Origin of the sequence: Acinetobacter sp. UBA6720 (assembly GCF_002454215.1) — a bacterium.
In the GTDB taxonomy this organism is placed as follows: domain Bacteria; phylum Pseudomonadota; class Gammaproteobacteria; order Pseudomonadales; family Moraxellaceae; genus Acinetobacter.
On the sequence record NZ_DKIK01000078.1, the window covers coordinates 21,596 to 48,098 of the forward strand.

Genomic DNA, 26,503 nt, shown 5'->3' on the forward strand with positions numbered 1-26,503 from the left:
ATAAAAAATGCCAGCATATCGAAATATACTAGCATGGCTAATTACTCTAGAAAATCAAGAAAAATCAAGTGATTTTTCAAAACCTTTTAACTCATAACGAGCCATTGCCAAGTTTGATTTAGAACGATCTAAAACTAAATATAAGAACAACGCTTCATTCGTATCCAAAGGACGAATCAAGTGATACTGCTTACCTAAAGTAATTAAAATATCTTCAATGTTGTCATTTAATTGTAAAGCCTTCGCAACTTTACGCTTAGAACGAATAACCTCAGTATTACCTGCTGCTGCTAATTCTAAGTCTACCCCACCGCCTTGAGTCGCAAGTGCTAGACCACTCTCACTATCAACAAGTGCAGCAGCAACAAAACCATCAAGACCCGTTAACGCATCTAAACTAATACGCGCCATATTATTTTACCTCTAGTTATAGGGTTACCCCGGAAAAAATCAAAGACCAAGTTTTCTACGTAACTTTCCAATAAAGCCACGTAGTTTATTCATTTGACCAGTTTCTACTTGTTTTGTATCTATATGATACTTCACTTCATTTTGATCAATAAAACGACCTAATTGCAGTAAAACAGCACATGCTACAAAATTCAATACTTTTTCATTACTTAAATTCAGAGCCTGTTTTACATCTGCAATATGAGCACCCTGTGAAAAACAGGCAGCTATTTTTAAAAAGTCACGGCGTTGCAAATCTTTTTCAAACTGTGGCCAAATATCAAGCTTAAAATTCTGATTAAGATCTACCTTCGGTAAATCCATTGATGGCGAGGAATTTACAACCTTCCATAACCACACTCTTAAGTCATAGACTTCTTTGTCTTTTATCGTATCTTGTACAATTTGTGCCGTTGCATAGGTTTGATTCAATGTTTCATTAAATTGAATCGTTTTATTCGGATTGACCCAAACACGCTCTGTACGCGTATCTACCAATGCAAGAAAACCTTGTGCATCAAATAACTGAATATACCCATTGCGTGGAATAAAGATTTCATTAAATACTTGTTCCGTCGTCATTTCAGGGTTTAAAACCGTCAGTGGTGTCAGCTGCGTATGTGTCATTTCCATGGATGGTATTTCAAATGACATCAACTCTGACTGTGGAATGACTTTTTTGAATAACCAATCACGTAAATATTCGGCATTAGGCAGAGGATAAAATAACTGATCCCCTACAATTCGTCCTGCATTCTCTACCTTTTTAACCAAACGTAGATAAGCAACACTCTGAAGAGATAAAAGTTTTTGAATGCCAGGTGCGTTAAAAAAGGCATCATTAACGAGTAACAAATCAATTTCTTGTTCAGCAAGATTTACCCAATTCACATTCATATTTTTAGGCAATGAAAGCAATATCTGTGTTTTGATTTGATCTAATGAATTCAAACTTAAACCAAATATCGCAATATTTAATACATTTTTCATTCATGAACCCACTAAAAAATCATCTATCGAGATCATGACTGCACGCCATTTCACTCTAAACAAAAAAAGTTCAACCGCATCCATTTTATGAGGCAATGCTCAATTGTTGGCTTGCCAATTTTTCACTTAATTCTTTGTAGTAATACAACATTTGTCCAATCAAAATATCTGTGCTGGTTACAGCAACCATCACCATTGGATATTTCGAGTGATTAACTGCCGTTAAAAATACTTTTCCATTTTCAGCATCAAGCGTAATTGTCTGACAACCCACAAGTTGGATTTCTGAAATAAAAGCAGAAACCATCGCCAAAATAGAGCTACTAACCGCTGCTATTTTTCCTTTATTTTCTATATTTTTCTTCGAAGCTAAGCAAAGTTCAAAGCCATCCGATGAACATAGCATGACAAAATCAATACCAGCAACAGTATTTAAAAAATGCTGTAATTCTGAATTTGCGTATTCAATCAACTCTTTCGGAATTTCACGAGGATTATTCATTTTTAGCTACCTATTAAATGACTGGCTCTGCTTGTAATTCTAGTGTTGCAATTAACGTTTCTATCATCAGCAAGACATCATCTTTTTTACGTGCATCTACCGCAAATAGTGGAAATTGTTTTTGATGTATTTGCATCCAATCACGGTAAATTTTCAGCTTATGCTCATGCTCTTCATCTAAATGAGTAATTCCCACCACAATATTTGAGCCATAATCTGCAAAAGCATTTAAATAAAATTCAAGATCTTTCAAACGGTCAGTTTGACTATGATCAATTAATACCACGGTCCCTATTGCCCCTTTACAAACAATGGACCACATGAAGTCAAAACGATCTTGACCAGGTGTCCCGTACAAACCAATTTTTGTACCGTCATCTAGACTAATTTCCCCATAATCAATGCCGACAGTCGTCAAAAATTTATGGTGTGCTTCTGTATCGGTATTGACAGCTTCGGTTGTTACTACAGAAATATCAGATAATGCTTGGATAGCAGCAGATTTTCCTGCCCCCATTGTTCCTCCAAAAACAATTTTATATTGCTGTAATATCATTCAGAAGTCCCAAATAGCGAAAAAGTGTGTACTGGTTCACATTATATTTTATTTGATTGACAAAAAACATCATTTTATAAACCATTTAGTAAAACTTAATTACATATTTCCCTACTTTTTGTATACCTTTTAATCTTATTTAGATGCATTTCTATATATTAAATAATGCTAAGTATATGTATTTTATATATAATAATTTTCACAAATAAGAATCATAATCAATTAGTATTAGATTGGCATTTTTTATCATGCAAAAATCAATCTTTTTATTAGATAATTAAATATATGTTAAACTTTTTTTCCAATCAATAAAAAACACTTTTCACGTAAATATCAGTTCTTAAATACCCTCCTCTTTGCAAAATCATCGCTATCTGGAACAAATTTAATCTATAAAAGAGGCAAATTCAGCGCGATGTAAACGGTTATTTACAAAATCATTTAAGTGAATTTAGCTTTTTATTAAGCTGAGCTGATTGCTAAAATACAAATAGAATGACTATCAAACCCTAGTAAAATTAGAAGAGTAAAAATATTTTATAGTGGCCTACGTGTTTTTTTATTTGCTGAAAGCACAAACCACTAAATCCTGATAGCGACAGACCATCAAGGTACATTTCAACATTAATGGTAATCTGCTTTAATTACTGCATGATTTTTCTGATCAAAAATCCTTCAACAACCTGAAAGATTTTTATCCCCTTAAGATCAAACTAAATTTTCACACTTACCTGCCGTTGCTGTGGTGAAGATGGCAATAAATTTTCGAACATTTGCATCAATTCAAGATTTTCTGTTTGCCATTTCGGTTGCTTGTCTTTATCAATCAGTAAGGCACGAACACCTTCAATCATGTCCCCTTGCTCAAACCAGATATCTTGTAAATCACGCTCTAACTGCATACATTGCTCTAAAGATAATCCACGACCTACATATTGAAGTTTTAAGCTGATTTGCTTGGCCAACAAAGAACGTTGTTGTAAATTGGCTAGGATTTTTTCAGCCCAATCCATATAGTCACTGTCTAATGTATTGGCTAAGCTGTCTTCAATATCCTGCAAATCTGCATGTGAAAAATGATGCCGAATCGCATCTTCATACTGTTTTAGTTCGCTAGGTGCAGGTTCTTTTAAATAACGCGCAATGGTCTGCTCAATCGACTGTTGGGTTAATTGCGTAGCATGCGCCAATTCTGTTTGTAGCTGTGCTAAGTGGTCACTCGGCACCAGATAATCAATTAAGTCTAAATGTAAGGCATCGCTACTACTGATCTGTTCACCCGTCACCGCCATATACACGCCCACATCGTCTAAACGAGACAGGAAATGGGTTGCGCCCACATCGGGGAAAAAGCCGATCGCGGTTTCTGGCATGGCAAAACGAGATTTCTCACTACTAACAATGATATGGCAGGCTTGTGCCAAACCAAAACCACCGCCCAAAACATAGCCATCTAAAAACACCAGCACAGGTTTCGCATATTGGCGCAGGCTCTTCAGCATGTGATATTCATCAGCAAAATAGCGTTGATAGTTGGCAGTTCCATTTTGATAGCTGTCATAGAGGAAGCGAATATCCCCCCCTGCACAAAAGGCTTTAGGGCTTTTGGAGTTAATCAAGACGGCTTGAACTTGATCATCCTCTCGCCATTGTTCTAGCTGCTGGCTAATGCCATGAATCATGTTTAAGGACAGTGCATTCAGATGACTCGCTCGATCTAGCGTAATCACGCCTAAATGCCCTTGCATGCTAATCTGTAAATTATTTTCCATGCGAAGACTCCTTTTATTGATTTTTAAATTGTGCTGGACGCTTTTCCACAAAGGCTTTCATGCCTTCTTTTTGATCAGACGTTGCAAAGATGGAATGGAAAGTACGACGTTCAAAGCGTAATCCCTCACTCAAACTCACCTCAAAGGCGCGATTAATACTTTCTTTAATCATCATGGTTGCAGTCAGGGATCGCTGTGCAATTTTTTCCGCAGCCTCTAGGGTATAGGCCAATAATTCATCTTTCGGTAGCACACGCGCCACTAAACCACTTTGTTCCGCCTCAACCGCGCCCATTTGCCGTGCGGTTAAACACATTTCCATGGCTTTGGCTTTACCCAATGCCAACGTTAAACGCTGCGTTCCACCAATGCCAGGAATTACACCAAGAGTTACTTCAGGCAAACCAAATTTGGCATTCTCCGCACAATAGATAAAATCGCACATTAACGCCAGCTCACAGCCGCCCCCCAGCGCATAGCCACTTACCGCAGCAATCAAGGGTTTACGACGCTGCGCAATCCGATCTGCCAAATGGAAAAAATCGTCAAAATAGATATTCGGGAAATTCAGCTCGGCCATTTCTTTAATATCAGCACCCGCGGCAAAGGCTTTTTCCGAACCTGCCAACACCATACAGCCAATTTCAGCATCGCGCTCAAACTGGTCTAAGGCTTGGTTAATTTCAGCAATCAGTTGACTATTTAAGGCATTCAACGCTTGAGGACGGTTCAGGGTAATCACCCCTACGCCTTTACGCTTTTCAACTAAAATTGTGTCCCACTGTAAATCTTCAATGAAAGTTTTTTCCCACTGCATGTTGCGATCCTTCTTCTATAAACCAGTGCACATATCTCTTGAAAAATCTCGCGATCGTTGACATGTGCAAGGGTCAGTTTTTTTCGATATTGGGTTTATAAACTACGGGCAATTACTAAGCGTTGAATATCACTGGTGCCTTCGTAAATCTGACAAATTCGGGCATCACGATAAATTCGCTCTATCGGGAAATCTTTTAGATAGCCATAACCACCAAAGATTTGTAGAGCATTTGAACAAACCCGCTCTGTCATTTCAGAGGCAAATAACTTGGCCATCGAAGCTTCAGTCAAACACGGCTGACCTGCTTCTTTTAAACGCGCAGCCTGATGTACCAACTGACGTGCTGCGGCAATTTCTGTTGCCATACTGGCCAGTCGAAACGACACTGCTTGCTGTTCAAAAATGGGCTTACCGAATGCCACACGCTCCTTGGCATAACGCGTCGCTTCCTCCAAAGCGGCTCGCGCCAACCCAACAGCCTGCGCGGCAATCCCAATGCGCCCGCCCTCCAAATTAGACAAGGCAATTTTTAAACCTTCGCCCTCTTTGCCCAACAACATACTTTTGTGGACACGCATATCCGTCAAGGCAATTTGGCAGGTGTCAGATGCATGTAAACCTAATTTTTCTTCGACCCGAATGACTTCGTAGCCGGGTGTATTACGCGGGACTAAAAAAGCACTCATGCCTTTTTTCCCAGCGCTCGGATCAGTCACGGCAAACACGATAATCACGCCTGCATTGTGCCCTGAAGTAATAAATTGCTTGGCACCATTGATGATGTAATGGTCACCATCTTTCACGGCGCGGGTTTTAATGGCTGCAGCATCAGAACCGGTATGTGGCTCAGTCAGTGCAAAAGCACCGATCATTTCACCTTTGGCTAAAGGCACCAGAAATTGTTGCTTTTGTTCTTCGGTGCCAAATTTCAAAATCGGCACGCAACCCACCGAATTATGCACACTCATAATGGCTGAAGTTGCACCATCAGCAGCGGCAATTTCTTCTAGCGCTAGTACATAGGCCAAGTTGCCTGTTGCTGAACCACCCCATTCTTCAGGCACCAACATGCCCATAAAACCCAATTGCCCCATTTGCTGTAAAGCTTGCGCAGGGAAAGTCCCCTGTCGATCCCACTCACTGGCATAGGGTTTAATTTGTTCTTGGGCAAAGCTTTTTGCCATGTCCTGAATCAGGACTTGTTCTTCAAAAAACATGCCTTGTCGATCCCACTCACTGGTATTCGGTTTCATCTGCTCTTGGGCAAAACTTTTCGCCTTATCCTGACTCAGGACGTGTTCCTCAGTGAATTGCATAAATCCTTTCCTTACAATCTCTTCAATTTAAACAGTAGCCACAGTTTGCTGCTTAGCAATTTCCTGATTGCGCAATAAAAAGCGTTGAATCTTCCCACTTGGTGTTTTGGGAAGTTCAGTCACAAACTCAATCAAGCGCGGATAGGCATGGGCAGATAAGCGTTTTTTCACAAATTGGCTCAGTTCATTTTCAAGCTCAGCACTGGCTGCACTCTCACCAGATAAAATCACAAAAGCTTTAATCACTTCGGTACGCTCAGGATCAGGCACACCAATCACGGCGGCTTCAATCACTGCATCATGCTCTAGTAATGCACTTTCTACATCAAAGGGACCTACGCGATAACCTGAAGTGGTAATCACATCATCGCTGCGTCCGACAAAACTCATGCTGCCATCGGCATGTATTTCGGCCGTATCACCGGTTAAATAATAATGCCCAATAAAGGGTGATTTACGGCTTTCTTGATAACCGCCAAACCACATCATCGGAGACTGGCTAATATCCACCGCTAAAATTCCTGGGCTATCGGCACCGAGTTCATGACCCTGTTCATCTAGTGCCACGACACGATAGCCGGGACTGGCAAAACCTGCCGAGCCTGCTCGCACCTCATGTTCCAGTGCATGGTGATTACACACCACCATTCCCACTTCGGTTTGGCCATAGTGGTCAAATATCGGGGCATCTAATACTTGCTTGAACCAGCGGAACACTTCAGGATTCAATGGCTCACCTGCACTGCTCACAACGCGGAATTTGCCACGGAGTTTCACCATTTGCTTCGGATCGGCCGCCATCATCATGCGGTAAGCTGTTGGTGCACCCGCCAAGTTATTCACGCCATAGTCATTTACAATCTGGCATAGACTGTCAGCGGTAAATGTACCTTCATAAAAAATGGTCGGATGACCCAATAAAAGCGGGCCAGTAATGCCATAGTACAATCCATAGGCCCAACCCGGATCGGCAATATTCCAAAACGAATCTTCAGCTCTTAAACCAATCGCATCTTGCATATAAGCACCAAATGCAATCAGAGCCTTCAGTGGCACTTGCAAAGGTTTAGCAGGGCCTGTCGTGCCTGAAGTGAACATCAACAAGAACGGATCTTGGATGTTCATCATCTCCAATTCACACTGATCAGACTGGCGATTGACCTCTGCCCAAAAGCTATAATCCCCTTGATACAAACCTGTGCCTTTGGCTCCCGTGACCGTCACAATTGCAGGGCAATCCTCTACTTCATTTAATTTGTCACGATTGCCCACATCGGTCACCACCAGTTTGCTTTGTGCCAACTGTAAGCGGTGCTCAATGGCTTTCGGGCCAAATGCAGTAAATAGCGGTTGATAGACGGCACCAATTCGCCATGTCGCTAAAATAGTAATGATAAGCTCAGGCGTACGTGGCAATAAACCCGAAACGCGGTCGCCTTTAGACACGCCTTGCGACTTTAAAAAGTTGGCAAATTGGCTGGCACGTTGTTGTAACTCTCGGAAGGTATATTGCTCTTTACGACCATCTTTACCCTGCCAAAATAAAGCAATTCGCCCTGGCAAAGCATGCCGATCACAGCACTCATAACACGCATTCAGTGCATCGACTGAACCTGATAGAAACCGTTGCGCAGCCTGTTGCAAATCAAAATTTTGCTGCGCTTGTTGATAATTTGAAGTCATCCTTTCACCTCAGTCACATTTTTGTTATTCACGACAAGGGTTTTTTATCGGGTGCACTCATTGCACCCTTTCATTTCTTTTAAATCAATTTTCTCGGGGTAAATACTGCTGGATAATGCTAGAAAAATCTAAATGTGCATTGCCTTGTAAACATAGTTGTTGATAAAGCTGCTGGGCCAAACCACCGAGTAATACAGGTTGCTTGACTTGACCTGCCGCTTCAATGGCCAAACCTAAATCTTTGAGCATGAGTTGCGAAGCAAATCCATCGGTATAGCCACGTCCTGCGGGTGCATTTGGACTAATATCTGGCCATGGATTACAGATTTCAGAACTCCAACAACGGCCACTTGAACTATTGATCACCCCTGCCAACGCATGTGTATCAATCCCCAGTCGACTGCCCAAAGCCATGCCTTCTGCCACGGCAGCCATGGAAATGCCCAAAATCATGTTATTGCAAATCTTAGCAATTTGCCCTGCACCGACTGCACCACAGTGCACAGTGTTTTTTCCCATGAAACTAAGAATGGGCTTCACTTGCTCATAGGTCGCATCATCGGCACCGACCATAAAGGTCAAGGTACCTGCTTTGGCGCCAATGGTCCCACCAGAAACGGGCGCATCACAAACCTGAATCTGGCGCTGCTGTCCTTCGGCAGCAACATCTTTAATGGTTTGCGGGTCGATGGTACTCGAGTCAATACAGAGACTACCTGCCCGCATCACTGCTAAAATTCCCGTTTCACCCAAATACACGTCACGTACATGCTTGGCTGCAGGCAACATACTGATAACCACATCTGCCTGCTCAGCCGCAGCATGTGGACTATCGCACACCACACCGCCACTTTCAGCAAACTGTTGTAAGGCTTTTTCACTCAGGTCATAGCCCAACACTATTTGCCCTGCTTTGAGCAGGTTCTGTGCCATCGAACCACCCATATTCCCTAAACCAATGAAAGCTATCTTCATCTCGCCTCTCCTTAGCGTAAACTGATGGTGGTATTCACTTCCCCTGCTTCTTGGCTGTCTTCAAACCAACGGCTGGTAATGGTTTTAGTTTGCGTATAGAACTGAACTGCTTGTTTGCCATAAGGACCTAAATCACCCAACTTCGAGCCACGTGAACCTGTGAAACTAAAGAATGGCACAGGGACTGGAATTGGAATATTGATACCCACTTGACCAATATCAATACGGCTTTGGAAAGTCCGTGCCACTGCACCACTTTGAGTAAATAAGCCCACACCATTGCCAAATGGATTGGCATTGACCAGTTCAATCGCCTCATCCAACGTCTCGACACAGAGAATCGTGAGTACTGGCCCAAAGATTTCTTCTTTATAAATGCGCATATCCGTGGTGGCATTATTAAACACCGTTGCCCCGACAAAGTTGCCATTTTCATAGCCTTTGACTTGAATATCACGACCATCTAGTAGCAGTTCGGCACCTTGCTCTACACCACTGTTAATCAGATCAATCACACGGGCTTTAGCACGCGGTGAAATCACAGGACCAATATCTGTATTCGGTTCATGCCCTGCATTCACGCTCAAGGTCTTCGCTTTTGCGACCAATTCATTGATCCAGTGTTTACTGTCACCGACCATGACTGCCACTGAAAGCGCCATACAACGTTGTCCTGCCGCGCCAAAGGCTGCACCGACCATGGCATTTAAGGTTTGTTCTTTATTAGCATCAGGCATCACCACCACATGGTTTTTCGCACCCATCATGGATTGCACACGCTTACCATGTTGGCCTGCCAAGTTATAGACATGCGTGCCAACAGCGGTCGAACCCACAAAAGAAATGGCTTTAATGTCTTGATGGGTACACAGGGCATCGACCACATCTTTACCACCATGCACCACATTCAGTACGCCTGCGGGAATACCAGCTTCGATTGCCAACTCGACCAACATCATGGTGGAGAGCGGATCTTGTTCAGATGGCTTCAAAACAAAGGTATTGCCACAGACAATTGCCATGGGGAACATCCACAAAGGAATCATCGCTGGGAAGTTAAATGGCGTAATGCCCGCACATACTCCCAAAGGTTGTTGTAAGGTATAGGTATCTACACCACGTGCCACACCTTCGGTATATTCGCCCATTTGCAACGTGCCAATTGAACAGGCATGTTCTACCACTTCTAAACCACGCTGAATATCGCCTTCCGCGTCGGCCAAGGTTTTACCTTGTTCGGCTGTGAGCACCTGTGCAATTTTCTTGGCATTGTCACGAATCAGTTGCTGTAGTTTCAGCATAATGCGCATACGTGCTTGAATCGGGGTTTCTCTCCAGCTCGCAAAGGCAGATTTTGCTGAGCTAATCGCAGCTTGTATTTCCTCTGGTGTTGCAAAAGGGACTAAACCAATCACTTCTTGGGTTGCAGGGTTAATAATGTCTTGCCACTGCTGGGTTTTAGACTCAACAAATTCACCGTTAATCAAAAGTTTAGCTGTAGTAATTTGGATTTTAGAAACCGTATTCATAACCTCTCCATAGGCCTTCATTTTTATTGTGTCACTGTGAAAACATACGACTTAAACCGTATATTCAATTTCTGCTTTTCAACTTAGACTAGCAAAGAAAACTTTGACCACCAATGCAGATTGGTGCACGATAGTTGTGCAATTTTGCACAGGATGTGGAAAATAAAAATGAAAGTAGATTGGGATCATCTGCAGTTTTTTTTGGTCTTGGCACGCGCTAAAACCCTGACCAATGCAGCACGGATTATTGGCGTCGAACACAGTACAGTGGCACGACGCGTACAGTCTTTAGAAGTCACTTTAGGCATGCCCCTGTTTAAACGTGAAGCCACTGGCTATGAACTCACTGCCGATGGCATGGCATTGGTTCCCCGTGTAGAGCAAATGGAACAGGCTTTTTTGCAAATTCAAAAACCACAACAGCCACTCGAAGGTCGTGTGCGAATTGGCGCACCTGAGGGTTTCGGCACAGCATTTTTAACTCAACTATTGGCCGAACTGTCATTGCAATTTCCACTGCTCACGATCGACCTAATTCCTGTGCCGAAGATGATCAAACTGTCGCATCGTGAAGCGGATATTGTGATTTCAATTGACCGCCCAAAATCGGGGCCATACATCATTACCCGACTGACAGATTATTGTTTAAAAATTTACGGCAGCAAAAGCTATCTGGCACAACATCCACCCATTCCAAATATGGACGATTTAGCCCATCACCGCTTTGTGAATTATATTGATGATCTAATTTATAGTTCGGAGCTATATTGCTTGGAACGCCTACCGATTCCTCTGACTGCAAACTTCCGCAGTAGTAGTATTTTGGCCCAGCAAATTGCAGTCAATGCAGGGGCAGGATTGGCCCTTTTGCCGAAATTTTTGGCGCATGATCAACCTGATTTGGTACAAGTTCTACCCGATCAGGTACGTTTCACACATACCTTTTGGATGCTGACTTTTGTCGACCTACAACACGAGCCACGGATTAAATTGGTTTGGGACTATTTACGCAAACAAGCAGACTTAAAACAAAGCGTGCTGATGGATTAGACCATCAGCAGTAAGTTCTTATTGGTCTTTCTCATCGCAATGTATCGAACTCATTATTCGAATAATGAAGTACAAATAAACTTATCCATGCGAAATAACCAATCACTCTTTTAGTTGAGCCTAGCTAGAAACTCTTATATTGATTGGTATCAAGATTTTATTTGAGTACCCAACGATAACTTTGAGCAGTTAATAATAATGCTGCCAAAAAAATCCCCATAATCATAATCTTCCATATCGTCATGACAGAGGTTTCAACCTGAAATGCCCCATTTATACCAAACATATAACTGAATGGAATAATGACCATCCAATAACAAAATAAAATGACAAACAAGGGCTGCGTGAATTGCTGCATTCCTCTTAATATTCCTGCTGCAACTGTTTGTAAAGCATCAAATATAAGAAAAATAGCCACATAGCACATCAGCGTTGCAGCAATCGTTACTACATCGCTATCCTGACTGAAAAGTGCTGTCATTTGTCTTGCAAATTGACTTAGAATCCCTGCCACAACGATTGCATAAAAAAGAGTAAAAGCAGTAACGATGTAATATGACCAGCGCCTCTCTTTCCGATATTTCATCCCATTAAAATGAGCTATTCGAATGGTTGCAGTACTACTCATGGCAACAGGGATCATAATAATCACCATTGCAATATTAATTACAATTTGATGTGCTGCGATGACTTGTGTTCCAAGTCTGGCTGCAAAAAAGGCCAAAGTCGCGAGTGCTAAAACTTGTAAAACTAATGCACATCCAATCGGCATACCTTGTTTCAACAGTTCTATACTGTCAGATAAATCAGCAGTGCTCGTCTCAGTCCAAATACTCATTTCTGGTATACGCTTATGAACCCAATAACGCATACTCAAACAACCAATGTAAGCACTGATAATCGTCGCCAAACCCGTGCCCATTCCTCCCATTTCGGGGAAAATACCAATCCCATGAACAAAAACATAACCCAATAATCCATCGCATATCAGCATGATGATAAAGCTCATTAGAATTGGATGAAGTTGGCTATATCCTTCACTGATAAAACGGTAAAAAACCATATAAACCAATGCAGGCATGGCAAATGCAATCAAATGTAAGTAATTCTTGCAAATTTTTGCAACATCAGTATCTGGGATAAACAATGGACATAAATATGCGAGAGTCTGTATAAACACAAAACCCAACATCGCCAACAGAAAAGATACTCTCTTTCCCTGCTGATATAATTGTGCTGTCTGTTGGCTATCCTCTTTATATTTTAAAAGCGAAAACTTTGGCACCAATACATATAAAATCCCAGTAAATAGAATGAAAACAGGTGCCCAAATATTACTACCCAAGCCAATAGCAGCTAAATCTAAATAATGATAACGACCTGCCACAATTGTATTAACTAAACCCAATAAAGCTTGACACAACTGAATAAGAATCAAAGGTAGTGCAAGTTGAAGAATGGGTACTGTGATATCTTTAACAATATTCATAGATAATTTGGTTACTCATACTCACAAATTGCTAAAAATCACTGAATACGTGCGTTCGTTTGAAAGCGCCAATAACCTTTAATATGATTATTTTTACCCTGTAGATTTAGGTCATTACGTACATAATGACGGATTGTTTTGGCAACTTTATTTTCCATTGCTCCCCATACGGCATCAATCTGCGGACATGCCTGAAGTATTAGGATTGTTTCATCCGCCTGCTGCTCTAAAGTACCAACGACGGTTCTAAGCGTACAATGCTCAGGGAAAGTAAATGTCTGAAAATATTCAAGATCCTTTTCATCTGCACATAACAAAATAATGATTGGGTGAATAGGATTTGACCAAAAATCTAAAATACCAGCCAAAGCTGGGTAAGCAGTCTCATCCGCAATTAAGACCGTTTGTCCTTCAAGTAAATGCTCATGTTTATCATCTGTTTCTGTTCGACTTGAAATTAATGAGCCTGCTTGTAGTTGTTCCACCCATAGACTTCCAGGGCTGCGACCATGTGTAAAAATATCGACATAACCATAATGCAAATCTGCAGTTTGCTGATCTAGACTAAAAGCCTGACGTAACGTGTACAAACGAATGTCTTTATTCATAGATTCCAATAATTTCTGACGCTTTGGACTAGAAAGATGCTTAATGAGCCATAAAAAACCATGATCAAACGCATTTTTTAAGCGTCCACTTTTATTCGACTTTTTTGGGGATAGCACAGGGACTTTCTCTAAAGCCTTTAAAATAAATCCATAAGCATAACCTGCATAATATCGCGGTAATGCTCGCTGACTTTTAATCGTCAAGCGTGTCATATTCTTGCTGACTTGCTCTTTTTGAATTACCTCAAAAAATTGGCGTGCGTTATGACTAAACTCAATTTTTTGTTTTGCAAAAGAGTTATAAGCTAAATATAAAATTTGCTCCTCAAGATCACCTTTTAATTCAAACTCAACAAAAAGCGGTTGCTCTCCTGTCAAATCTTGAATATGTAGCAAAATCCCCTCTTCATAAATATCCGCAATTGTGGCGTTACTGATTTGATCGTTTTTACCATAGGTTTGAGCAATAATTAAAAGCTCTTTGCTATGATCTTGGTTCACATGATCCATAATATCGAGCTTACGATCTTGATCTTGTATCGTGGTGTAATGTTTCATAAAAATTGCCTAAATATGCCTAAAGAAATCTCTGCTTCAAATCGTCAATTCTGGAGAGCTCTTGGGTAATAGTTTCCATACCAGTCCTGCTACGATTACTGCGCAAACAAAGGTCATGACCACCACAAATGTGTAGCCAAAATGTTGGGCTAACATGAGCCCCATCGCTGAGTAGGCAAAGCCCATAAATACAATTAGACTTAACTGTAAGCTGAAGAATGTAGCTCGAGCTGGCATAGTTGATGCGCGATCCATAATCAATGTAGATAAGGTCGCCATTAAGCCGGGGTTAGCAATAAAATATCCAAAAATAGCCAGATAAACCAAAGCCTTAGATGTATACCCTAAAGTTAATGGAATGAATAATAAAAGTGTCCCACCCTGTAATAAGGTGAAAGTGATAAGTGCTGCTTTACGCTTTAATTTGTTGATGAATACTGTGGCGAGAAAAGCAGAAATGACACCGATCATCGAACCAAATACTTTGGTCGCAAAACCAATATCAGCCATAGACCATTTTGCATCGACCAACAGCGGATTTAGAATGCCAAACACAGCAGTAAAACCGATTGGATATAAAAACAGTAGGAAAAACCAAAGCCGATGTTGGATTAAAAAGAGCTTAAGTTGCGTCCATAGGCTCTTAAATTGAGGGCCTATACCTTGATGCGGGTTTTCCCATTTATTTTCAGGTTCTGAATAGAAAATAAGCTGGAACCATGTCATTGCCGTAAGCCCAGCCAATAACCATAAGGCTCCTTGCCACTGCAACCAAGGGTATAAAATGAGTAATAGACCGCCACCAATAATATTGCCCAATAAATTACTGGCATATTGAATACTATTGGCAAATTGGCGTTCAGGTGCACTAAAAATTTTACATGCTAATCCATCAATTGAGACATCCTGTATACTCATAAACAAGGTATAAACAATAAACAGAATTAAGATCACACTAAATTGCTTATGAATATCCAATATGCCACAAATCAACAATAGTAGAGTCATGCACATCTGAGCAAGAATAAGCCAACTACGATACTGCCCCTGAAAGAAAAAACGGAAACTATCAATAAATGGTGCATATAAAACTTTGCCCAACATTGGAAGTGCAATTAAATTCATTAATGCCAATTTATCGAGTGCAATACCACTTTGCCTCAAAATGGCAAATGTGGCAGAAATCATAAAAGCGATACCAATATATTGCGTGGTATATACACTAATCAAAAGTGGCCAAGGCTTCGTATTTGCTTTCATAAACAATTTTCCAATGTTGAGAATGATTTTGATTTTAAAAATCGAACTGCATTGAAAGCTTGTAAGTACGTGGCTGACCTACAGAAACAAAAGCACCATTCCAAACACCTGCCCAATACTGTTTATCAAAAACGTTGTCTACTCCACCTCTAAACGTGACCTTTCGATTTGCAAGTGACGTTACATAACGTCCCCCTAAATCCAAACGAGCCCAACTTGGTAGCTTTTGTGTATTTGCAGCATTAACATACATACTGCCTGTATATATCGTATTTGCAGTTAAGGTGAGCCCCTGTAACTGATTTACATCCCACTCAAAACCTAAATTCGACTGCCAATGTGGAATGCCATAGACATCATTTCCATCATATTTTCCTTGTGTTGTTTTGGCTTGCTCTGCATCCATATACACCACGCCACCTAAAACTCGTAAGTTGTCACGGAGCTCGCCCGCTGTAGTCCACTCCACGCCTCGGTTTTGCTGTTCTCCACTCATGCTGTAGTAATTCGTTAGAGAATCACCCATGATCAGCGGTTTCGTAATCTGATAAATACTTAAGGTATTTCTAAAAGTCCCACTGTCCCATTTCGTACCAAGCTCATATTGCTTCGATTTATACGGTGCAAGTGTTGCTCCATAGTTGGATGCAGTCGTATCTGTCACTGACTCCCCAGGCGATAAACCCTCAACATAGTTACCATACAATGCCACTGAGTTATTCCATGGTTTAATAACAAAACCGACTGCTGGAGTGATTTCATTTTTATTGTATGCAGAGCCTTCTACAGGTTTTCCATCATTAATGCTAAAGCTCTGAGACTTAACTTGTTGGTGACGAAGTCCAAGAATAAGTTGATATTTATCATCCTTAAATGAAAGAGTATCTGCGAGTGCAACACTAGTTAAAGTGACATCTGATGTTTTAGGAACATACGTTGGAGTTACTGCTAATGCAGCAGGGGTAGATGGAGAATAGATATTTGAAGACCACATTGCTGCTGTACCAGCTGCGTTTTTGGTCGAAAGACCCATATGCACATCTTGATCAATCACATTGGCACTCAAAACCAACTGATGATTAATATTCCCTGTCGCAAAATGGCCACGAATCCCTACTTCAGCCGAATCGACATCGGTTACATTTGCTGTACTTCGAGAAACAGCCGTATAGTTGCCATTGGCCTGAGCATTCATACCAAGTGCATTATTCGCCATATAACCATGTGCTTTTTGGTGCTTAGTTCCTGCTGTTAGATAAGCCGTCCAATCATCTACAAAGTCATATTCAACATGACCAATTGCAGCCGTTGTTTCTGTAACACCGTATGAACCTGGCATCGTGTTAATAGACGCATCGGGTGCTTTAGGAATATTAGATGACGCAAAAGACAGCATTAAGGGCATAGCGCCTGATAGCTCTTCCTTAATATCATAAATATCTAAAGACGCACGTAAATCTTCCCCGCGATAATCTAGAGCAATCGAACCTAAACGTCGATCTTCAGTTTGACCATCCAAAGCCGTATCGCCATGCGATTTCAACGCATTCACGCGTAGACCAAACTCATTGTTTTCACCAAAACGTCGGCCAATATCGACATGCGCCCCTAAGTTCGAATCTGAAGAATAGGTGGTCGTTAATCGTGTGATCGGATCATCTGTTGCACGTTTTGGCACCACATTAATAACCCCTCCAACAGCCCCGCCTAATGACATTCCATACAACAACCCACTGGTGCCACGAAACACCTCGACACGATCTAAAAACTCAGTTGGAACACGATTATGAGGGACTAAGCCAAAAGCACCATTCCATGCCAGTTCATGACTTTGGGTATATAAACCACGAATATTAAAATATTCTCCCAGACCATTTGAGGACATTACAGTGCGTACAGAAGGATCGCTTTGTAGTGCTTCTGCAACCGTTTTCGCCTGATGATCTTCTATGTATTTTGAGGTATAACTCGTGATACTAAATGGTGTATCTAATGCCTCTTTTTCACCTAAAATCCCAATCTGACTTTTTTTACTTACTTGACCACTTGCCAATTCATTTTCAGAAACGGCCGAACTCACAATCGTTGCTAACTGACTCGCGCCTTGACTGTTTTTTTCCCCTTGGATGTCTATGCTTTCCCCTGCAACCACATTTTGGGTTAATAACAATGCAATACTCAAAGACAACATGGATCTTTTTACCTGAAACACTGTATTCATTTTTCACCTTAAACGGGACAAGTGTATTTGAAAGTTGAGGAATACTATCAAGAATCATTCTCAATAAAAAATAATATTGGAAATATGTTTACAGAATTGGGAAAGTGTCTGTTTTTTAATATAAAAATTAACCGCAGGATTTAAACTTGATTGCAAAGCTATACATTATTTTTTAATCATAATCGGTTTCAATCACCGATTACGTTACAGAAAAATTGGGGCTTAAATCCTATATACCCATCAATTAAGGATTGACAATCCCCATCGTTAAAATGAAAATAATTATCATTTGTAATTTAAAGTAGCGCTGTGGATGTCGATCTACATTGATTCTCATAAATCGGTATTAGAACAAGTGGGCAATATATTTTTGGATGCTCATTCTCAGTTGCCCAACCACCAACTTAATCATTTTAATCCATCTGATGGTGAAGGTTATAGTGAGCTCTATGATTTCGGTAAGCTCTGTGTAGGTAAAGGTAAATATTGGCTAACCCAACCTTTGACCATGAGTGCCGAAGCGTCTCTTCATTCTTTCGGCTTAACCTTGTTACTTTCTGGCACTCATCATATTCAAAATCATAAAAATAAAATGGAATATGAAATCCATTCACCAATGATTATTCTACGCAAAGGGAATTTAGGCTTACAGACGATCTACTTACAACCTCAGAAAATGATGTCTCTCATTAGTTTAGATTTTAATGAAACCATGTTGAAAATGATTACATCAAACATCCGAGATTGCGATGTAACACGTTTCTTTTTAGACCCGTCCTCACCCACAATACAGACATGTAATATTCCCAATAAAGATATTTTGCATCAGGCACATTATTTACTCAATTTAGCTCCTGCACAGAGTTCAATAGATTTACTGCACCTCGAAGGTGCTGCGCTTGAATTATTAAGTTTAATTTTGCATAAAAACGCTAAAGAAAATTCACTCCCTCTCGCCATTCAAAAGAGTATCTTTATATTAGAAAACCAATTTGATAAGAAAATTACGATTCGTACTTTGGCTAAACAAGCTGGAATTAATGAATGTGATTTAAAACGCTTATTTAAACAATATACAGGGCAAACCATCGGCCATTTTTTACGTGATGTTCGAATGAAACATGCCCAATTATTATTAAAAGAAGGTGTTTCTTTAGACAACGTAGCCAACCAAATCGGCTACAGTAGCACACAATATTTTAAACAAGTTTTTGAGCAGCACTTTGGTTATCATTTTTAAAATGACTGGATATATACTCAAAAGAATGACAACAATAGCGCTAAAACAACATGATAATGAGTCAATTGACTCGATATAATTTATCTATACAACATAAATCAACACACACGTTTATATTTATCAGCTATAAAATTTAAAATAAAATTCGCACTCAAATAATCTCATCTGCTCTACAACTTATTGTTATAAAAATCTCAAACCATATAACCACATTTAAATGTATTTAATCTTAATTTTAACTGAGTTTTTTTTAAACCTTATAATTATGAAATCAATGAAAAAATATAGACCTGTTATTTCCATGAATATTTCAACATTATTATATTTTAGTTAAATTAAAAACCAGGTTTACATATTGAAAATCTTATCAGTAACATGCCGTTATTCCACTAAAAAATGCTGAGTTCTGGAAAAATACAATAACTCACTCATTACAGCGAAATGAATTATTAATAATAATTAACCATTTAGTCAGGAAAATACCGAAAAATGGCTAGGTTGTTATCAACGGAGTTGAATAGACCTCATACCTCCCTGCGAGGCTATGCTTCTCATGTATTCAATTCGGTAAATTTAGATACCTTCAGATTTTAAATACTTGTGCAACTATAATCCTAAAACTCAAAAATATCTGATTCTACCTAAATTGATATTTCTTGGTTTTATAAAGATTGTCTAATTAGTCATTGCGTATAAACCTTTGGTCATGAAGCCAAACACATCAAATAGCAAAAATTAAAAACCTTTCATTCTCTGTTTAATTATATATCAGCGTAATAGTAGCCTGTGCCTGAACTAACGTAGCTGTTACAGCTGCGACATTAGAATAGTAACGCGCTTTAAATGCTTTGGAAACCGTACCACCTGAATCAATGGTTCCGAAACTAAAAAAGCTGCTTGAACTATCAATATTTTTCGGTGCAATAGGTAAAGCACTTCCTGCACTGTCAGTAATTTGAACTGACACATTAGTAGAATAAGTATTTTTTAATAATCCACTGATATTACTTACGGTCGTATTATTATTATCAGTTAACAAAGCAACTAAAGTTTTACTGGCATCACCACTCCCACAACCAGTGACACTTACAGTAAATGTCGTATCTCCGACTGTTTGACCTGCCGCAGTAAAGCTACTACTCGGCACAGTGGGTAAAGTGACGTTAATCGCTGAACCATTATTAATTACGCAGGTAGATTTTGTAATTTGAAACGTAGTGTTAGTTAATACGATCTCTGTAGTTGCAATCGTACTGCTAGAACCTTTTGCTGAAAAATTACCTAATTTTAAGTTGGAAATCGTATAGGTACCTGCTGTATTTCCCAAACCCGATACTAATAGCCGAACATCTTGTAGCCTCAAACCACGTGTATCACTGCTCCCATTATAGATTACATAAGAGGCCGTTGGGCTATTGATCCAGAAGTCTGCTGCAGTAGTCTGATTATCCTTAACGCTAAAAGCGATATAGACTTTAATATTTGCTGAGGCTGCTGATGGAGTAATTTTAGCAGAGGGAATCTGATAATAGGTATAACCATCTTTGGAAATCGTACTGCTGGTCATTAAGTCAGTTCCCCCATTCATGGTGAAAGTACTCGGACCTGATCCACTACATGAATCAATCGGTTGCGGTGATGACGCAGCTATAGTTTGAGATACAAGCTGTAGATAAGCATTATCACTGTGCGCTTTGGTTAAATTTGCAGCAAAGTTAACAGGGTTTGTTCTGGCCGTACAGACTGCATGAGTTTTGGAGGCAAAAGCCAATAGACACATTATGACTAGCGCTATTCTCTTATACATTTAATGGCACTCCACATTAAGAATATCTAATTGACTATTCTTTTTCTTAACGATTGAACCAAACTCTGTTATAGGAATACTACAGCTTTGTTTTAACTGATCCCCCCATACAACTTTTAAAGGTTCTTTTAAATCACGAATATCATGAGTAAGTAAGGATTGATTTGACTGTCCCATCAAACCAATTAACTGACCACTTGATGTTTCAATACGACTTCCCATCGGAAATTGTTGTATGTTTTTACCATGAATACGCATTAAAATATTGCTTTGTTGATTCGCCTTGAACGTCGCAAGAGTTGAACTATACATACGCGGAATAACTTGAGCTTGGTTACCATCCAAAGTAATTTCAGGCGGCAATTGATCTGGATTGATCGAAATCGTATTGATCGAATAGGCTAAAGCATTTGGATAAATTGCATTTCCCCAACGGTCAAGTTTTATCCCCCATGCGTTGTCAATACTTGCACCAGCACCATGATCAACATGAATAATAGTATAAGTATCTGCTGCAGTATTGGTTGCTGTAATACCATAAGGATGTACTACAATTGCACCCTGTGCTGAAACTGAATATTGGGTATCTTGATTAGCATGGTACACCGTTGCCCCTAAATTCACATAAGGCAATAGATAGTTTACATTGGCATTGTATGAGGTATTGGTGCTGCCATCATAACGATTGGAAGTTGCCCCTAAACCAAAGTTAAGATTGTTATTATGACCTGCCGTACCAGACAAATAAGTACCAAAGCTATCGCTATCGCGTCCTTGTTGTTCACCCTGCTGATAAGTCGAGTTAAGGTTGAGATTAGACTTTCGAAAGTCAAGAGGCAAAGAGAGACTAGCATAAACACTTTGATCCTTGTCAAAATTATTCTCTTTATAATTAGTTTGAGAAAATCCAATCGAATAAGACAAGCGTTTCCATGAATTGCCATAACTCAAGTTATATTGGTACCTATTATTATCTTTATCCCAATAATCACTTACTAAAAACCCTACACTAAACGCACCTATTCTTGGGTTATCGAAGCTTTTACTTAAACTGAAATTGATCTGATTTTTTAAATCAGCAGTTAAATATAAATCATTTAACTCATTTTGATTTAAATCATCGTAATTTTTATAAGAAAGTAAATTAGATACCGAAAAATAATGTCGTGTTTGAGTTTGCGCATTTGCATAAAAATTCATTTTGTATACAGGCATATAATAAGAATAATCCAACGCAACTTTTTGACCATTATAGTCCTGATCCTGCCATGTAGCAGAACTTGCATTTGCCTTAATACTTACCCCACCAAAAAAGGTATTTAAGCCTGCCCCTAGTAATACACCCTGATAATCTTCAGTTAAATTAATTCCACTCAACAATGTTAAATAGTTATTTAACCCATAGTTATAACTACCCTGTAACACACTGTCATCTGTCAATTTTTCAATAGTTTTATAATTCCCAAGTGCAATGCTAAATGTCTTTTGTCCAGACTTTAATAAATTCATATTATTTTGCACAGGGATAATATAGGTTTTCTTCTCGCCACCATTCTCTGTAATTTCTAGCGTCATCACTCCTGAAGCAAAAGAAGTTAAATCAGTAATACGAAATGGGCCCGCGGGAACTGTTTTCTCATAGATTTTTTGGCCATTTTGAAAAACCCGGACCAGCGCATTGGTATTGGCAACATTTTCAATTACTGGTGCGTAGCTACGCATAGACCAAGGTAACATCGACAAATCTGAAGCGAGTTGTACTCCCACAATTGGTAAACTTTCAGTTTGTAAGCTAGATGTATTAAACTGCCCACTACTTATACGCGCATTTATCGCGGTGATATCACGATAAAGTACATTTTGATAGGAGCGATACGTTCCTAAACCAGAATCCTTCGAGTCAAAATTCCCTGCATGACGAAAATACCAACCATTTAGATTTAATCCTGCTGTTAAAGCCAAATATTTACTGTCTTCCTGATCATTTTGGTTGAAGTTGGCATTATAACCAACAAAAGCAGAAGTAATACCTGAATCAAATAGCGCAGGATCAATGTAGCCCTTAGGTCGATCTACAACAAATTTTTGCGGGATGTAAATCGCTATTTTTTGAGTTGATAGGTCAAAATCATAATATGCATCTGGACTAACATCTTTAATGGTCAAGCAGTCTTTTTTAGTCAGAGAATTCAAATAGTGTGACTGCAAATCCAAACGTTTTAACATATCTGTATCAATACATAAAACTGCGGTGGGATTTGCATCCAAATGCTTAAATAATAGTTTTAGCTCGCCAATCGAACGATCATTGACTGTTGTATCTACAATATAAGTACCTTCAGCAACATAATTCGCACTACGAAATATCGACAAGTCAACACTTTGATTTTGCCCTCCAAATAGTGAAGAAGAACTAAACGTTAAAATATTTTTATTATTTTGAGCCAATATTTTATCCGGATTTTGACCAGAAATATCCAATTCGGAAGAAGCATAAGATTTGCTTACAAGAAGAATAAGCAATAGAAAACTACTTGAATATCTGATTTTCATACCGTTAAATACTCAGTGAGTGGTTATTTATTTCACCTCAAAAGTCTGATTTCCACCTAAATCATTAATAATTGTATAACTCATTTGATCAGGCTGAAACTTCAACTGAAACTTATTCAATGTTTGTTGTGAAAAAGGCGCCAGCATAACGGCATCTGCGGTATAGCTTGCTGTTTGATTTTGATTTTTAAAATCCGCTTTAGTGACTGTGACAAAATATGGCGTTGGGTTATCCAAAGTGACAGATTGAGTACTGTTATTGTAGTTGTAACGAACACTGGCAAAAGCTTTATCGGACGAAATTTTTAAACTAGTCGGACGGTAAAACAGTTTAATTCGACTGCGCACATTAAAAGTCAGTACATTCTTACTTTCATTTGCTGGATCTTCGGGTGGAATATCCAACATATTAAACCAATACAAGGATTCACGATCCTGAGGTAATGTGGGTGAACCTGTAGGTATAATCCGGATAATCTGCCCTTTTTTAGACTCAACACGAGATAAAGGTGGAGTAAGTACGAAAGGAATTTGATCAGCTGCGGGTATAGTTCCCATATCGCCCTGATCAATCCATGTCTGAACCAAGGCTGGCGTTGCAAATTCATTACGTAATTGCACACTAACACTTTTAGCATTGGAAGGAAAAATAATGCGAGTACCATCTATACTTACACCAGCATTTGTATAATGGCTAATCAAGAATATCGAAAGAATAAAACTGAACTTACGCATATTTTTCCTCATACCCAAACGCTTAGTTGTAGTTCAAGATATAATTAACAACAGAATTTACTTGTTGAGCAGTAGGTGTTGCTGAAGGAGAAAAATACTGTGCTTGCATATTCCAAATACCACTTGTCGTACTAGTAGCATTACTATTTGTCAATTGATTCGTTAAAGCAAAATCAATTGGTGAAGATACTGAAGCCAATTTAAGTTGGACATTTACTGTTGATCCTGAAACAGTATTAACCAATCGAGTTGTACCACCACTTACATATTGACTTGCATTCGTAGGTCCACCCAAAGTAATCCCTTGCAAACCCGCAATGGTGACTGCATCACATGCAGCAGTTCCAGCAGAATTCGTTAGTGATAAATTAAAATTAGTTGCCTGAGCTGAACTATTTGCTGCCGCAAATACTGAATTCGGTACTGTTGGAAGTGTCACTGTCACATTTTGAATACCAGTACCAGCCGTACCACTACCCGTTAAAGTACATGTACTAGTAATCACTCGACCATTAATCGTAATCGTACCATCAGTAGCGAAAACAGAAGTTGTTGCACCAGCAGCACATAAAGTTGTTGCAAGTAAAGCTAAATTAAATCGTTTCATCACTAAAACCTTTTTAAATCAATCGAATTTTTTACAGAAAAATTTATGTAATGATTGAAAAAGTTCTGCTTTGTATTTTAAATTTCACTTCTAAACAAACTTGACACACTTACAATAAAACAAATCTTTTTTTCATTACCTCTACATAATATCTATGTTTATGTGAAATGAAACACATATTTTCATATAAGTGTTAAAAAAAATATGTTTTTTAGGCTCTTTTATTTCCAAAACATTGATATCAAAACTTAATTTTTTAATTCATAAAATCTTTATTTCACAAACTTATGTCTAAAGGTTTATTCAGCAATATAATGCTTAGCTACATAAGCTTCATCAAAAATCTACCGCAGAATAAATTGGTCTTGTTCTATGAGCCGTATACTGTTCATAGAAGATCTATTGGTTTGAAATTTTTAGATAATGTCAAATAGAAGCCAAAAAAACATCAAAATAAATATCGTCGTCAATAGCGTAAACTTCATATCGGTATAGATACTAAAACCCCGCAAATATGTGCTGTTTCGCTCACGACAAATAATGTTAGTAATTCACAAATGTTCATAAATTCGCTTGATCAAATTCAAAATAATGAAAGGATTGACTCCATCTATACTAATGGTGCTTATGACACAAAATCCTTTCGACAGGTCATTTGGGATCGACAAACACATGCAGTGATTCCGCCAAGAAACAATGCGATGCCTTGCAAATATACAAGGACTCATTCATTAGAGCGAAATAAATGGCTAAAATCATTAAGCATTTAGGCAGAAAGATATGGAAAATAGGCAAATTGTTATCGACGCAGTTGGGATGGTTTAGGGAAATCTAAACTTCTTAACATTTGTTTCTACAATAAAAATCTTGATTATTCATTCTAAAAGAATAATACCAAATCTGACTCGGATAACTTGAGAATAAGTTATACCAAATAAACTAGCCGTCTTGCTCTGTCTTATTTTGTTGTTTTGAGGCTTGAGTCAATTCAAAATTTGATGAGGGGTAGGTTGAGAGGTAAAACCTTAAGCAAGAAAAAAGCCCTTGCAAATACAAGGGCTTTTTCAAAATTTGGCGGAAGCGGTGAGATTCGAACTCACGGAGGACTCACACCCTCGTCGGTTTTCAAGTTATTGGGACTTACACTTTACTAGGCTTTATTAACATTTAGTAAGCCATACATTCCTTTACAAAACAATGCCTTGAAGCTATATTTTGTTTTATGTAGCTTGTTTATGCTTTCCCTGTATCGCTTACAAATTGCTTACGAGTTACAGTGCAAACAAAAGGCAAGCGACTACGCCAATAGCCCTTGCCTGTGGTTATATCCCTACTAGGAATCAACAAATGAATCATACTACATTTATCACCAACTACAATGTCGGTGAGGAGTTCTATCATGCCTAAGTTGACTAAGAGCTTCATCGACAAATACCCTGCACCAATTAGCAAAGATAAATTTGAATGGGATACTGAATTAAAAGGTTTCGGTATTCGAGTTACCCCGAAAGGTCGTGTTAGCTTTATTGTTCAAAACCGTGTTAATGGTCGCTCGGAGCGTATTACTATCGGGCAGTATGGTGTCTTTGCCCCTGACCAAGCACGTGATATTGCCCGCGAGCATTTACGCACAATGCGTATGGGTACAAGCCCAACAGCGCAGGCAAAAGCACATGCATTAATGTCTATTACGTTGCGCGAAGTTTGCGACTCTTACATTAAAGAAAGGTCGCTTAAAGCAAGTTCACAAAGTGAAATTCGTAGACATGTGACCACAAGTTT

At 39.2% G+C, this 26,503-nt stretch carries 21 protein-coding genes and 1 pseudogene; 4 read left to right on the plus strand and 18 right to left on the minus strand.

Annotated elements, in window-relative coordinates:
• Positions 1-54: 54 nt before the first annotated feature.
• The 10 genes from B4F08_RS06860 to B4F08_RS06905 all read right to left on the minus strand — a co-directional run bounded on the left by B4F08_RS06860 (position 55) and on the right by B4F08_RS06905 (position 10,593).
• A complete protein-coding gene (locus B4F08_RS06860; protein ID WP_086208333.1) occupies positions 55-411 on the minus strand; it encodes a hypothetical protein in 357 nt (118 codons plus the stop codon).
• Positions 412-450: 39 nt separating this feature from the next.
• On the minus strand, positions 451-1,440 hold the full coding sequence (locus tag B4F08_RS06865) for a hypothetical protein (RefSeq protein ID WP_086208334.1): 990 nt from the start codon (positions 1,438-1,440) through the stop codon (positions 451-453).
• 85 nt (positions 1,441-1,525) lie between these two features.
• Positions 1,526-1,942, minus strand: a complete 417-nt coding sequence (locus B4F08_RS06870; RefSeq protein ID WP_086208335.1) for a roadblock/LC7 domain-containing protein — start codon at positions 1,940-1,942, stop codon at positions 1,526-1,528.
• A 13-nt stretch (positions 1,943-1,955) separates the two neighbouring features.
• Entirely contained in the window at positions 1,956-2,498 is a 543-nt protein-coding gene (locus tag B4F08_RS06875) for a GTP-binding protein (RefSeq protein ID WP_086208336.1), read from the minus strand.
• A 713-nt stretch (positions 2,499-3,211) separates the two neighbouring features.
• Positions 3,212-4,270: an enoyl-CoA hydratase/isomerase family protein gene (locus tag B4F08_RS06880; protein ID WP_291373910.1), complete on the minus strand. Its 1,059-nt coding sequence runs from the start codon at positions 4,268-4,270 to the stop codon at positions 3,212-3,214.
• Between the two features lie 13 nt (positions 4,271-4,283).
• Positions 4,284-5,087 carry an enoyl-CoA hydratase gene (locus B4F08_RS06885; RefSeq protein WP_291373911.1) on the minus strand — a complete coding sequence of 268 codons (804 nt, stop codon included), beginning with the start codon at positions 5,085-5,087 and terminating at the stop codon, positions 4,284-4,286.
• 95 nt (positions 5,088-5,182) lie between these two features.
• Positions 5,183-6,307 (minus strand): acyl-CoA dehydrogenase family protein, encoded by a 1,125-nt coding sequence (locus tag B4F08_RS06890; RefSeq protein ID WP_291373925.1) that lies wholly within the window; start codon positions 6,305-6,307, stop codon positions 5,183-5,185.
• 126 nt (positions 6,308-6,433) lie between these two features.
• Positions 6,434-8,089 (minus strand): AMP-binding protein, encoded by a 1,656-nt coding sequence (locus tag B4F08_RS06895; RefSeq protein WP_291373912.1) that lies wholly within the window; start codon positions 8,087-8,089, stop codon positions 6,434-6,436.
• 84 nt (positions 8,090-8,173) lie between these two features.
• Positions 8,174-9,064, minus strand: a complete 891-nt coding sequence (gene mmsB / locus B4F08_RS06900; RefSeq protein WP_291373913.1) for a 3-hydroxyisobutyrate dehydrogenase — start codon at positions 9,062-9,064, stop codon at positions 8,174-8,176.
• A gap of 11 nt (positions 9,065-9,075) precedes the next feature.
• Complete coding sequence (locus B4F08_RS06905; RefSeq protein ID WP_291373914.1) at positions 9,076-10,593, minus strand: CoA-acylating methylmalonate-semialdehyde dehydrogenase; 1,518 nt, start codon at positions 10,591-10,593, stop codon at positions 9,076-9,078.
• Between the two features lie 168 nt (positions 10,594-10,761).
• On the opposite strand from B4F08_RS06905, the gene B4F08_RS06910 reads away from it, so the two are divergent.
• Positions 10,762-11,643, plus strand: a complete 882-nt coding sequence (locus tag B4F08_RS06910; protein WP_086208342.1) for a LysR family transcriptional regulator — start codon at positions 10,762-10,764, stop codon at positions 11,641-11,643.
• Between the two features lie 157 nt (positions 11,644-11,800).
• On the opposite strand, the gene B4F08_RS06915 is transcribed toward B4F08_RS06910, so the two are convergent.
• Genes B4F08_RS06915 through B4F08_RS06930 form a run of 4 tightly spaced genes read right to left on the minus strand, consistent with a single transcriptional unit; the run spans position 11,801 to position 17,779 of the window.
• Positions 11,801-13,132 (minus strand): MATE family efflux transporter, encoded by a 1,332-nt coding sequence (locus B4F08_RS06915; RefSeq protein WP_291373915.1) that lies wholly within the window; start codon positions 13,130-13,132, stop codon positions 11,801-11,803.
• Positions 13,133-13,170: 38 nt separating this feature from the next.
• Positions 13,171-14,298 (minus strand): siderophore-interacting protein, encoded by a 1,128-nt coding sequence (locus tag B4F08_RS06920; protein WP_291373916.1) that lies wholly within the window; start codon positions 14,296-14,298, stop codon positions 13,171-13,173.
• Between the two features lie 36 nt (positions 14,299-14,334).
• Positions 14,335-15,558 (minus strand): MFS transporter, encoded by a 1,224-nt coding sequence (locus B4F08_RS06925; RefSeq protein ID WP_291373917.1) that lies wholly within the window; start codon positions 15,556-15,558, stop codon positions 14,335-14,337.
• A gap of 34 nt (positions 15,559-15,592) precedes the next feature.
• Complete coding sequence (locus B4F08_RS06930; protein ID WP_291373918.1) at positions 15,593-17,779, minus strand: TonB-dependent receptor; 2,187 nt, start codon at positions 17,777-17,779, stop codon at positions 15,593-15,595.
• Between the two features lie 313 nt (positions 17,780-18,092).
• Here B4F08_RS06930 and B4F08_RS06935 point away from each other — a divergent pair, with 313 nt between their 5' ends.
• Positions 18,093-19,019, plus strand: a complete 927-nt coding sequence (locus B4F08_RS06935) for a helix-turn-helix transcriptional regulator (protein ID WP_291373919.1) — start codon at positions 18,093-18,095, stop codon at positions 19,017-19,019.
• 757 nt (positions 19,020-19,776) lie between these two features.
• Here the strand turns inward: B4F08_RS06935 and acuG are convergent.
• From acuG to acuA, 4 genes are read right to left on the minus strand one after another with little or no spacing between them, the layout of a single operon-like run.
• The gene (gene acuG / locus B4F08_RS06940) at positions 19,777-20,826 is read right to left on the minus strand and encodes a thin pilus adhesin subunit AcuG (protein WP_291373920.1); all 1,050 of its coding nucleotides are present in this window, start codon (positions 20,824-20,826) and stop codon (positions 19,777-19,779) included.
• Positions 20,827-23,379 (minus strand): thin pilus assembly outer membrane usher AcuC, encoded by a 2,553-nt coding sequence (gene acuC / locus B4F08_RS06945; RefSeq protein WP_291373921.1) that lies wholly within the window; start codon positions 23,377-23,379, stop codon positions 20,827-20,829.
• Between the two features lie 27 nt (positions 23,380-23,406).
• Positions 23,407-24,114, minus strand: coding sequence for a thin pilus assembly periplasmic chaperone AcuD (acuD, locus tag B4F08_RS06950; protein WP_291373922.1), 708 nt, complete (start codon positions 24,112-24,114; stop codon positions 23,407-23,409).
• 22 nt (positions 24,115-24,136) lie between these two features.
• Complete coding sequence (gene acuA / locus B4F08_RS06955; RefSeq protein WP_291373923.1) at positions 24,137-24,721, minus strand: thin pilus major pilin AcuA; 585 nt, start codon at positions 24,719-24,721, stop codon at positions 24,137-24,139.
• Positions 24,722-25,119: 398 nt separating this feature from the next.
• Between acuA and B4F08_RS06960 the strand changes: the two are divergent.
• Positions 25,120-25,556: pseudogene (locus B4F08_RS06960) on the plus strand (transposase); the annotation flags it as partial.
• A 564-nt stretch (positions 25,557-26,120) separates the two neighbouring features.
• The coding region (locus B4F08_RS06965) for an Arm DNA-binding domain-containing protein (protein ID WP_291373924.1) at positions 26,121-26,503 on the plus strand (383 nt) is incomplete at its 3' end.

Coding starts and splice junctions, on each gene's coding strand:
- B4F08_RS06860 (WP_086208333.1), bottom strand. CDS start 411: ATGGCGCGTATTAGTTTAGATGCGTTAACGGGTCTTGATGGTTTTGTT.
- B4F08_RS06865 (WP_086208334.1), bottom strand. CDS start 1,440: ATGAAAAATGTATTAAATATTGCGATATTTGGTTTAAGTTTGAATTCA.
- B4F08_RS06870 (WP_086208335.1), bottom strand. CDS start 1,942: ATGAATAATCCTCGTGAAATTCCGAAAGAGTTGATTGAATACGCAAAT.
- B4F08_RS06875 (WP_086208336.1), bottom strand. CDS start 2,498: ATGATATTACAGCAATATAAAATTGTTTTTGGAGGAACAATGGGGGCA.
- B4F08_RS06880 (WP_291373910.1), bottom strand. CDS start 4,270: ATGGAAAATAATTTACAGATTAGCATGCAAGGGCATTTAGGCGTGATT.
- B4F08_RS06885 (WP_291373911.1), bottom strand. CDS start 5,087: ATGCAGTGGGAAAAAACTTTCATTGAAGATTTACAGTGGGACACAATT.
- B4F08_RS06890 (WP_291373925.1), bottom strand. CDS start 6,307: ATGTTTTTTGAAGAACAAGTCCTGATTCAGGACATGGCAAAAAGCTTT.
- B4F08_RS06895 (WP_291373912.1), bottom strand. CDS start 8,089: ATGACTTCAAATTATCAACAAGCGCAGCAAAATTTTGATTTGCAACAG.
- mmsB (WP_291373913.1), bottom strand. CDS start 9,064: ATGAAGATAGCTTTCATTGGTTTAGGGAATATGGGTGGTTCGATGGCA.
- B4F08_RS06905 (WP_291373914.1), bottom strand. CDS start 10,593: ATGAATACGGTTTCTAAAATCCAAATTACTACAGCTAAACTTTTGATT.
- B4F08_RS06910 (WP_086208342.1), top strand. CDS start 10,762: ATGAAAGTAGATTGGGATCATCTGCAGTTTTTTTTGGTCTTGGCACGC.
- B4F08_RS06915 (WP_291373915.1), bottom strand. CDS start 13,132: ATGAATATTGTTAAAGATATCACAGTACCCATTCTTCAACTTGCACTA.
- B4F08_RS06920 (WP_291373916.1), bottom strand. CDS start 14,298: ATGAAACATTACACCACGATACAAGATCAAGATCGTAAGCTCGATATT.
- B4F08_RS06925 (WP_291373917.1), bottom strand. CDS start 15,558: ATGAAAGCAAATACGAAGCCTTGGCCACTTTTGATTAGTGTATATACC.
- B4F08_RS06930 (WP_291373918.1), bottom strand. CDS start 17,779: ATGAATACAGTGTTTCAGGTAAAAAGATCCATGTTGTCTTTGAGTATT.
- B4F08_RS06935 (WP_291373919.1), top strand. CDS start 18,093: ATGTCGATCTACATTGATTCTCATAAATCGGTATTAGAACAAGTGGGC.
- acuG (WP_291373920.1), bottom strand. CDS start 20,826: ATGTATAAGAGAATAGCGCTAGTCATAATGTGTCTATTGGCTTTTGCC.
- acuC (WP_291373921.1), bottom strand. CDS start 23,379: ATGAAAATCAGATATTCAAGTAGTTTTCTATTGCTTATTCTTCTTGTA.
- acuD (WP_291373922.1), bottom strand. CDS start 24,114: ATGCGTAAGTTCAGTTTTATTCTTTCGATATTCTTGATTAGCCATTAT.
- acuA (WP_291373923.1), bottom strand. CDS start 24,721: ATGAAACGATTTAATTTAGCTTTACTTGCAACAACTTTATGTGCTGCT.